Genomic DNA, 7,972 nt, shown 5'->3' on the forward strand with positions numbered 1-7,972 from the left:
ACCCCACCCAACTCCCCCGCCGCAACCACTACCACCGGCGCACGTGACCTCCCCACGGATCTGAGCCCACAACGACCGGAGCCGACAAGCGGACCGGAACCAGCAAACGAACCGGAACCAGCAAACGAACCGGAGCCAGCGAACGAACGGGAGCCAGCGAACGAACGGGGGCCAGTGACCGAGCTGAAGGCGGCTGTGACGGGGGCCGCACCGAGCGGGGCATCGATGGGCACGCGTCGGTCCTAGGGTCGAGGTGTGGGCATGCGGGCGGGGGTTCGCGGCCGCTGGCGGTCGCTGTCGCCGCTGCCGCCGCCCGGCCGGCTGCGCACCCTGTCGCTGGCCACCCTCGCCAACACGGTCGGCACCGGGCTGTGGGTGACCGGGGCGGCGCTCTACCTCACCCGGGTCGTGGGGCTGACCCCGACCGAGGTGGGGCTGGGGCTCACGCTCGCCGGCTTGGTCGGGCTCACCGCCAGCGTGCCGCTCGGCGGGCTGGCCGACCGGCGTGATCCCCGGACCCTCCGGGCGGCCCTCCAGCTGGTGCAGGCCGCCGTCGCCGCCGCGTACCTGCTGGTGGACTCGTTTCCCGTATTCCTGCTGGTGGCCACCCTGGACGCGCTGCTGGTCTCCGGCAACCTGGCGGTCCGCGCCGCGCTGGTCGCCGCGGTGGGTGGCCCGGACGGCCGGGTGCACGCCTTCGCCACCCTGCGCGCGGTGGCCAACCTGGGCGTGGCGCTCGGCGCGGGGCTGGCCGGGTTCGCGCTGGTGGCGGACACCGGTTGGGCGTACCGGCTGCTGGTGCTGGGCAACGTTGCCACCTATCTGGTCTCGGCGACGCTGATCATGCGACTGCCGGCACACCCGCGGACGAAGCCAACGAAGCCGACGGAACCAGCGGAACTGACGGAGCCGACCGAACTGACGGAACCAATGGAGCCGACGCAACTGACGGAACCAACGAAGCCGACGGAACTGACGGAACCGGCGGCCGGCGGGCGGCGCGGGCCCGGACGGGCGTTGCGCGACGGGCCGTTCCTCCTGGTCGCCGGAGCCTCGGCGGTGCTCTCCCTGCACTGGGTGGTGTTGACGCTGGTGCTGCCGCTGTGGGTGGTGACCCGCACCGACGCGCCGCCGGTGACCGTGTCCGCGGTACTGCTGGTCAACACGCTGCTCACCGTGCTGCTCGCGGTACGCCTGAGCCGTGCTGCACGCCGCGCGCTGCCGGCGGCGGCGACGATGCGCCGGGCCGGGCTCGTGCTCGCGGCGGGGATGTTGCTGTGGGCCGCGACCGCCGCGGCGCCGACCCCGGCGGCGGTCGGCCTGCTCCTGGCCGCCACGGTGGTCTACACCCTCGGCGACCTGTGGCACGCCAGCGCCGGGGCGGCACTGGCGTACGACCTGGCCGCCCCGGACGCCATCGGCGCCTACCAGGGGGTGGACGGCCTGCTCGCCGGGCTGGCCCGCGCGGCCGGGCCGGCCCTGCTGACCTGGCTGATCATCGACGGCGGCCCGGTCGGCTGGCTGGTGCTGGCCGGGCTGCTCGCCGTCACCGGTCTGGCCGTGCCGCCGCTCACCCGACGGGCCCTGGCGAGACGCGCCGAATCACGTCCGGCCAGCGATCAGCCGATCTCCTCGTCGACGTAGCACCAGCGCCAGGCCTCGCCCGGCTGCACGGAGCGGATCACCGGGTGGCCGCTGGACTCGAAGTGCTTCGTCGCGTGCTGGTACGGCGACGAGTCACAGCAGCCGACGTGCCCGCAGGTCAGACAGGCCCGCAGGTGCACCCAGTCGGCGTTGCCGATGGCGACGCAGTCGGGGCACTCCTCGGTGGTGTGTGGCTCCACCGCACCCGCCTCGGTCAGGTGCTGACAACTCACTTCTGGACCTCCCGCAGCAACGACTCTTCCAGGTCCAGGTCACGATAGGCCCGCACCAGCACCTCCTCCGGAATCCGACCGGAGTCCCGGGCAGCCCGGAACACCTCCCGCTCGGCGTCGATCATCTCTTGTCGCAGCCGACCGTACGCCTGCGACGGGGTCTCCCGCTCGGCGCCACCGAGCCGTTCCCAGGCCATGTTGGTGCGGTCCTCCGACGCCCGGCGCAGCCGGTCCACCACCGCCTCCGGGGCGCTGTCGGCCAGCTCGTCGAGGCGCTCCCGGGCGGCCCGGCTGGCCTGCTGCTGCACGCCGGCGGCCGACAACGCGTCCTGCACCGGGTCGTCCTGGGGCAGCTTCAGCCGGCGGGCGACGAACGGCAGCGTGGCCCCCTGACCGACCAGGGTGACCACGATCACCGCGAAGGCCAGCCAGATGAACAACGCCCTCGGGTACGGCCGGTCGTCGGCCAGGGTCAGCGGCAGGGCCAGCGCGGCGGCCAGGGTGACCACACCCCGCATGCCGGCCCAGCCGATGACGATGGGGAACTTCGGCGACGGGGCCGGGTCCCGGCGACGGATCCGGGGGACCAACCGGGCCAGGTAGGTGGCCGGGAAGAGCCAGACGAACCGGGTGAGGAAGACGGTGGCGAGCACGGCGAGGGTGATCGCGGTGAGCGAGCCGAACGGCTCGTCGAGGTCCCGCAGCACGTCCGGCAGCTGGAGCCCGACCAGCAGGAAGACCAGCCCCTCCAGCAGGAAGCGGGCCAGCCGCCAGAACGCGCCGACCTGCAACCGGGAGGCGGCCGAGAGCAACCGGGGCAGCTTGTGGCCGAGCACCAGCCCGGTGACCACCACCGCGACGACGCCGGAGGCGTGGACCTCCTCGGCGCCGAACACCACGGCGAAGGGGATGATCAACGACAACGCGTTGTCCAGCAGTGGATCGTGGATCCGCCGGTGCAGGAAGCCGAAGACCACCGCACCGAGCAGACCGATCAGGATGCCGCCGCCGGCGGACCGCAGCACCTCGACGGTGACGTTTGCGGTGCCGACCGCCGAACCGGCGGTCGCCAGCGTCGCGACCCGGAGCAGCACCAGCGCCGTCGCATCGTTGACCAGGCTCTCCCCCTCCAGGATGGTGACCACCCGGCGGGGCAGCCCGACCCGCCGGGCGACCGCGGTGGCGGCCACCGCGTCCGGCGGCGCGACCACCGCGCCGAGGGCCAGGCAGATCGCGAAGGGCACCTGCGGCAGCAGCAGGTGCAGCACGAACCCGACCACGAACGCGGTGAACAGCACCAGGCCGACGGCGAGCAGCAGGATCGGCCGGATGTTGTTCTTGAACGCCGGCACCGAGGTCTCCAGCGCTGCCACGTAGAGCAGCGGCGGCAGGATGCCGACCAGCACCAACTCCGGGTCAAGGTGCACCTGCGGAAGGCCCGGTACGAAGGAGAGCGCCAGACCGAGTACGACCAGCACGATCGGCGCGAGCAGGCCGAGCCGGCGGGCCAGCGCCGCGCCCAGGGTGGCGATCGCCAGGAAGACGACGACCGGAAACAGGCTTTCCATGGGGTACGAGCCTAGGGTGCGACGGACCGCGCCCTGATCACGAGGCCGTCCGCAGCTTCGGCAGCACCTCGGCGCCGAACGCGTCGATGAACCCGCGCTGCTCCTGCCCGACGTGGTGCAGGGCGATCTGGTCGAACCCGAGTTCCACGTACTCCTCCAGCCAGCCCACGTGCCGGCCCAGGTCGGCCGAGACGTTCACGACCTGCGCCACCCGTTCCGGCGGCACGTCGGCCGAGACGACGTCGAAGTGCTCGACGGTCTCCAGGTCCCAGCAGACCGGCGGGGCGAAGACGTTGCTGCGCCACTGGTCGTACGCGAGCGCCTCGGCCTGCGCCTGCTCCGGCGCCCAGCTGACGTGCACCTGCAGGTGCAGCGGACCGCGTCCGCCGGCGTCCCGGTACGCGTCGATCATTTCGCGCAGGTGGGCCGTCGGCGCGTTCACCGTGATCAGCCCGTCCGCCCACTCGGCGCACCAGCGGGCGGTGGCGACGCTGACCGCGGCGCCGACCAGCGCGGGTGGCTGCTCGGGCCGGGTCCACAGCCGGGCCCGGTCCACCCGGACCAGACCGTCGTGGCTGACCTCCTCGCCGGCCAGCAGTGCGCGGATCACGTCCACGCACTCGCGCAGGCGGGCCGCGCGTACGTCCTTGCGCGGCCACGGGTCGCCGGTGATGTGCTCGTTGCTGGCCTCACCGGTGCCCAGCGCGGCCCAGAACCGGCCCGGGTACATCGCGCCGAGGGTGCCGATCGCCTGCGCGATGATCGCCGGGTGGTAGCGCTGGCCGGGGGCGTTGACCACGCCGAACGACATGCCGGTGGCCTGCAGCGCGGCGCCCAGCCAGGACCAGGCGAAGCCGGATTCGCCCTGCCGGGCGCTCCACGGGGAGAAGTGGTCCGAGCACATGGCGGCGTCGAAGCCGGCCCGCTCGGCGTGCATCACCGCCTCCAGCAGGGCGCGCGGGTGGATCTGCTCGTGGGACGCGTGAAAGCCGAACACCGTCATGGACGCACTTCCTACCCAGGACGGCGTCCGGTTGAACCGCTCGGGCCGGCCGCCCGCCGGTTACTCGGCGTGCGCGCCCGCGCCGGCCGAGGCCGCGCCCTCCCCCACCCAGACCGTCTTGGTGTTGCAGAACTCCCGCATGCCCAGCGCGGACAGCTCCCGGCCGTAGCCGGAGTTCTTCACGCCGCCGAACGGCAGCTCCGGGAAGGAGGTGGTCATGCCGTTGATGAACACGTTGCCGGCGTCCAGGTCGGTGGCGAAGCGCTCCTGCTCGGCCGGGTCGCGGGTCCAGGCGTTCGAGCCGAGCCCGAAGGAGGTGCCGTTGGCCACCTCGATCGCCTCCTCGTACGACGACACCCGGTACAGCCCGGCGACCGGGCCGAAGACCTCCTCACGCCACATCCGCATCTGCGGGGTGAGGTCGGTGACCACCGTCGGCGGGTAGAACCAGCCGTCCCCGGCCGGCAACTCGCCGCCGCAGAGCACGGTCGCGCCGTTGTCCACCGCGTCGCGCACCTGGGCGTGGACCTCGTCGCGACCGCCCTGGCTGGCCAGCGGCCCCACGTCGGTGTCCTTGTCCATCGGGTCGCCGACCCGCAACGCGGCCATGTTCGCGGCGAACTTCTCGGCGAAGGCGTCGAAGACGTCGGTGTGCACGATGAACCGCTTCGCCGCGATGCAGGACTGGCCGTTGTTCTGGCAGCGCGCGGTGGTGGCCACCTCGGCGGCCCGGTCCAGGTCGGCCGAGGGCATCACCACGAACGGGTCGCTGCCGCCCAGCTCGAGCACCGTCTTCTTCAGTTCGCGGCCGGCGACCTGGGCGATGGAACGGCCGGCGCGCTCGCTACCGGTGAGTGTGGCGGCGCGTACGCGGGGGTCGCTGAGGATCCGGTCGACGGCCTCCGAGCCGACCAGCAGGGTGGTGAACGCGCCCTCGGGGAAGCCGGCCCGGCGGAACACGTCCTCCAGCAGCAGCGCGGTCTGCGGCACGTTCGACGCGTGCTTGAGCAGGCCGGTGTTGCCGGCCATCAGTGCCGGCGCGGCGAAGCGCATCACCTGCCAGAGCGGGAAGTTCCACGGCATCACGGCGAGCACCGGGCCGATCGGCTGGTAGCGGATGAACGCCCGGGTCGCGGTCACGGCCTTGGCGTCGGCCGGCTCGTCGGCGAGGAACGAGGGCGCCCGGTCGGCGTAGAACCGGCAGGCCGCCGCGCACTTGGTCACCTCGGCCTGCGCCGCGACGTACGTCTTGCCCATCTCGGTGGTCATGATCCGGGCGATTTCGTCCCGGTCGGCCTCCAGCAGGTCGGCCGCGGCGTGCATCCACCGGGCCCGCTGGTCGACGGTGGTGCCGCGCAGCTGCTGGTACGCGAGTTCGGTGCGCTCGATGGCGGCGTCGAGCTGCTCGGTGGACATCGCTTCGTAGGTCTTGAGCACCTGTCCGGTGGCCGGGTTGGTGGTGGCGATGGGCATCTCGTCCTCCTGTCACTCGAACAGTGAGTGCCTGACGCCCGGCTCCTCGCGGCGGCGGGCGGCGCGGCGCCGCTGGATCACGACCAGGTCGACCACGGCGACCACGGCGAAGATCGCGCAGAGAACGCCGAGCCAGGCGAGGTCGGCCCAGAACGCCAGCACCGCGAAGAGCACCATGATCACTAGCCCGAAGCCGGCGAGGGCGAGGCGGAGGTTCAGCGCGCTGTACGCGTGGCCGACCGTGCCACGGGCACGCCGGGGCTGCGATCTCGTCATAACTCCCGACCTACCCCAGATCGCCAGCGTTAACCCGGCCTCGCGGCGTGACCCGCGTCCGTAGCACATCGCGCCGCCACGCCGGGCGCTCTGCCGCATACCCGACAGCAACTTCCCGGCAGACCGCGTCCTACGCATAGAGTTACCGCGCTGTCGCTCTGTGCTGCGAGACGGGGGATGTCATGCCTCGACGCTGGGTCGCCGCGCTGGCCTGTCTCGCGGCGCTGGTCGCACTGGCCTGCGAGGGCGGCACCTCCGCGACTCCCCGCCCCACCAAGGGCACTCCGCAGCCCGGTGGCCCCGGCAGCATCGCCGCGCTCGGCGACTCGATCAGCACCGGCTTCGCGTCCTGCCTGGTGTTCACCTCCTGCGAGCGCAACTCCTGGTCGACCGGCGACGGCCTGCGGGTGCGCAGCCTCTACCGGCGGCTGCTCGACCAGGACCCCACGATCCGCGACCGGACGTACAACCACGCCCGGCCGGGTGCCCGCGCCGACGCGCTGGAGGGCCAGGCGAAGGCTGCGGTACGCGACCGCGCCGACTACATCACCGTGCTGATCGGGGCCAACGACGTCTGCCGGGGTGGCGTCGACGCCATGACTCCGGTGGCGCGGTTCCGGGCCGACGTGGACCGGGGCCTTCGGGCGCTGCGGACCGGCCGGCCGAAGGCCCGGGTGCTGGTGGTGAGCATTCCCGACCTGTACCGGCTCTGGGAGGTCGGACACGGCGACTCCCGGGCGGTACGCGCCTGGCGGCGGGGCGTCTGCCCGGCCCTGCTGGCCGACGCGACCTCGACGGCCCCCGCAGACCGGGCCCGCCGGGCCGCCGTCCGGGACCGGATCGACGCCTACAACGCCCAGTTGGTGGCCGCCTGCCGGGCGTACGGGTCACGCTGCCGGCACGACGGCGGCGCGGTGCACAAGGTCCGGTTCACCCTGGACCTGCTGAACCCGCTGGACTGGTTCCACCCGAACGCCGGCGGGCAGGGGCGGCTCGCGGAGGTGACCTGGCGCGCCTCCGGCCTGGCCGACTGACCGGCCGGACACACCTGCGGACGGGCGGGTCAGGGGTCTCGGGGCTCCGGCACGGTGGCGCCGCGCGGGCGGTAGAGCGCACGGGACCGCTCCGCGAGATCCTTGGTGGCCGACGAGTTGGCCCAGGTGCCGAGCACGATCGCCGCGCCGGGCACGACCTTGGCCACCATCCGCTTGGCCGCCCGGACGCCGGCCATCTGCGCCAGCCGTACGCCGAGCCGCAGCATGACGTGGCCGAGTGGACGCTGGCCGCCCAGGCCGAAGAGCGCGTCGGCGCGTTCCCGGCCGGCGGCCACGCCGAGCGCCAGCCGGGCGCTCTCGGCGACCTTGTGCACCCGCTGGAGCACCAGCAGGTCGGTGGCCCGGTCGGTGTGCAACGGGTCGACGTCGTACGCGGCGGCGATGTGCAGGACCATCCGCGCCTGGGTCCAGGCCAGCACACCCACGTCGAGCACGGCGCCGGGCAGCCCGGCCGCGCCGGAGACGGCACCGGAGAGGCGGGCCAGGTTGAGGAACTTGCGGGCCGCCTGGTCGGCCAGGACGTCGGCCGCGACGCCGGGCTGATCGGCCCGGGCGCGGGCGGCCCACTGGGCTGCCTCCGGCCCGAGCCGGCGCACCGCCTCCAGGGCGAGGTGCTCCGGCGCGTACTGCGGATCCGCGCGCATCCGGTCCCAGAGCCGGGCCGGCGGACCCTCGGGGGCGTCCACCGGAGGGGTCGGCAGGTCGGTGGACGGTTGGGGG

General features: G+C 73.4%; 8 protein-coding genes. 2 read left to right on the forward strand and 6 right to left on the reverse strand.

Translation table 11 applies throughout. The features are described from left to right. Positions 1–261: 261 nt before the first annotated feature. A complete protein-coding gene (locus tag EAD98_RS25960) occupies positions 262–1,644 on the forward strand; it encodes an MFS transporter (RefSeq protein WP_121656609.1) in 1,383 nt (460 codons plus the stop codon). Here the strand turns inward: EAD98_RS25960 and EAD98_RS25965 are convergent. The 5 genes from EAD98_RS25965 to EAD98_RS25985 are packed head-to-tail and all read right to left on the reverse strand — an operon-like array spanning position 1,620 to position 6,197. Further along, complete coding sequence (locus EAD98_RS25965; RefSeq protein WP_121656610.1) at positions 1,620–1,877, reverse strand: UBP-type zinc finger domain-containing protein; 258 nt, start codon at positions 1,875–1,877, stop codon at positions 1,620–1,622. The two genes, EAD98_RS25960 and EAD98_RS25965, sit on opposite strands and share 25 nt — an antisense overlap. After that, on the reverse strand, positions 1,874–3,445 hold the full coding sequence (locus EAD98_RS25970; RefSeq protein WP_121656611.1) for a Na+/H+ antiporter: 1,572 nt from the start codon (positions 3,443–3,445) through the stop codon (positions 1,874–1,876). The genes EAD98_RS25965 and EAD98_RS25970 overlap by 4 nt, the downstream gene beginning before the upstream one ends. A gap of 37 nt (positions 3,446–3,482) precedes the next feature. Next, positions 3,483–4,448, reverse strand: a complete 966-nt coding sequence (locus EAD98_RS25975; protein WP_121656612.1) for a TIGR03885 family FMN-dependent LLM class oxidoreductase — start codon at positions 4,446–4,448, stop codon at positions 3,483–3,485. Positions 4,449–4,508: 60 nt separating this feature from the next. Continuing rightward, positions 4,509–5,921 carry an NADP-dependent succinic semialdehyde dehydrogenase gene (locus tag EAD98_RS25980; RefSeq protein WP_121656613.1) on the reverse strand — a complete coding sequence of 471 codons (1,413 nt, stop codon included), beginning with the start codon at positions 5,919–5,921 and terminating at the stop codon, positions 4,509–4,511. 12 nt (positions 5,922–5,933) lie between these two features. Then, positions 5,934–6,197, reverse strand: a complete 264-nt coding sequence (locus EAD98_RS25985; protein WP_121656614.1) for a DUF6343 family protein — start codon at positions 6,195–6,197, stop codon at positions 5,934–5,936. A gap of 182 nt (positions 6,198–6,379) precedes the next feature. On the opposite strand from EAD98_RS25985, the gene EAD98_RS25990 reads away from it, so the two are divergent. Further along, the gene (locus EAD98_RS25990; RefSeq protein WP_121656615.1) at positions 6,380–7,231 is read left to right on the forward strand and encodes a GDSL-type esterase/lipase family protein; all 852 of its coding nucleotides are present in this window, start codon (positions 6,380–6,382) and stop codon (positions 7,229–7,231) included. Positions 7,232–7,260: 29 nt separating this feature from the next. On the opposite strand, the gene EAD98_RS25995 is transcribed toward EAD98_RS25990, so the two are convergent. Next, entirely contained in the window at positions 7,261–7,953 is a 693-nt protein-coding gene (locus EAD98_RS25995; protein WP_121656616.1) for an EcsC family protein, read from the reverse strand. Positions 7,954–7,972: the final 19 nt, after the last annotated feature.

This window comes from Micromonospora sp. CV4 (assembly GCF_003667455.1).
Taxonomy (GTDB): domain Bacteria; phylum Actinomycetota; class Actinomycetes; order Mycobacteriales; family Micromonosporaceae; genus Micromonospora.

Coding starts and splice junctions, on each gene's coding strand:
- EAD98_RS25960 (WP_121656609.1), top strand. CDS start 262: ATGCGGGCGGGGGTTCGCGGCCGCTGGCGGTCGCTGTCGCCGCTGCCG.
- EAD98_RS25970 (WP_121656611.1), bottom strand. CDS start 3,445: ATGGAAAGCCTGTTTCCGGTCGTCGTCTTCCTGGCGATCGCCACCCTG.
- EAD98_RS25975 (WP_121656612.1), bottom strand. CDS start 4,448: ATGACGGTGTTCGGCTTTCACGCGTCCCACGAGCAGATCCACCCGCGC.
- EAD98_RS25980 (WP_121656613.1), bottom strand. CDS start 5,921: ATGCCCATCGCCACCACCAACCCGGCCACCGGACAGGTGCTCAAGACC.
- EAD98_RS25985 (WP_121656614.1), bottom strand. CDS start 6,197: ATGACGAGATCGCAGCCCCGGCGTGCCCGTGGCACGGTCGGCCACGCG.
- EAD98_RS25990 (WP_121656615.1), top strand. CDS start 6,380: ATGCCTCGACGCTGGGTCGCCGCGCTGGCCTGTCTCGCGGCGCTGGTC.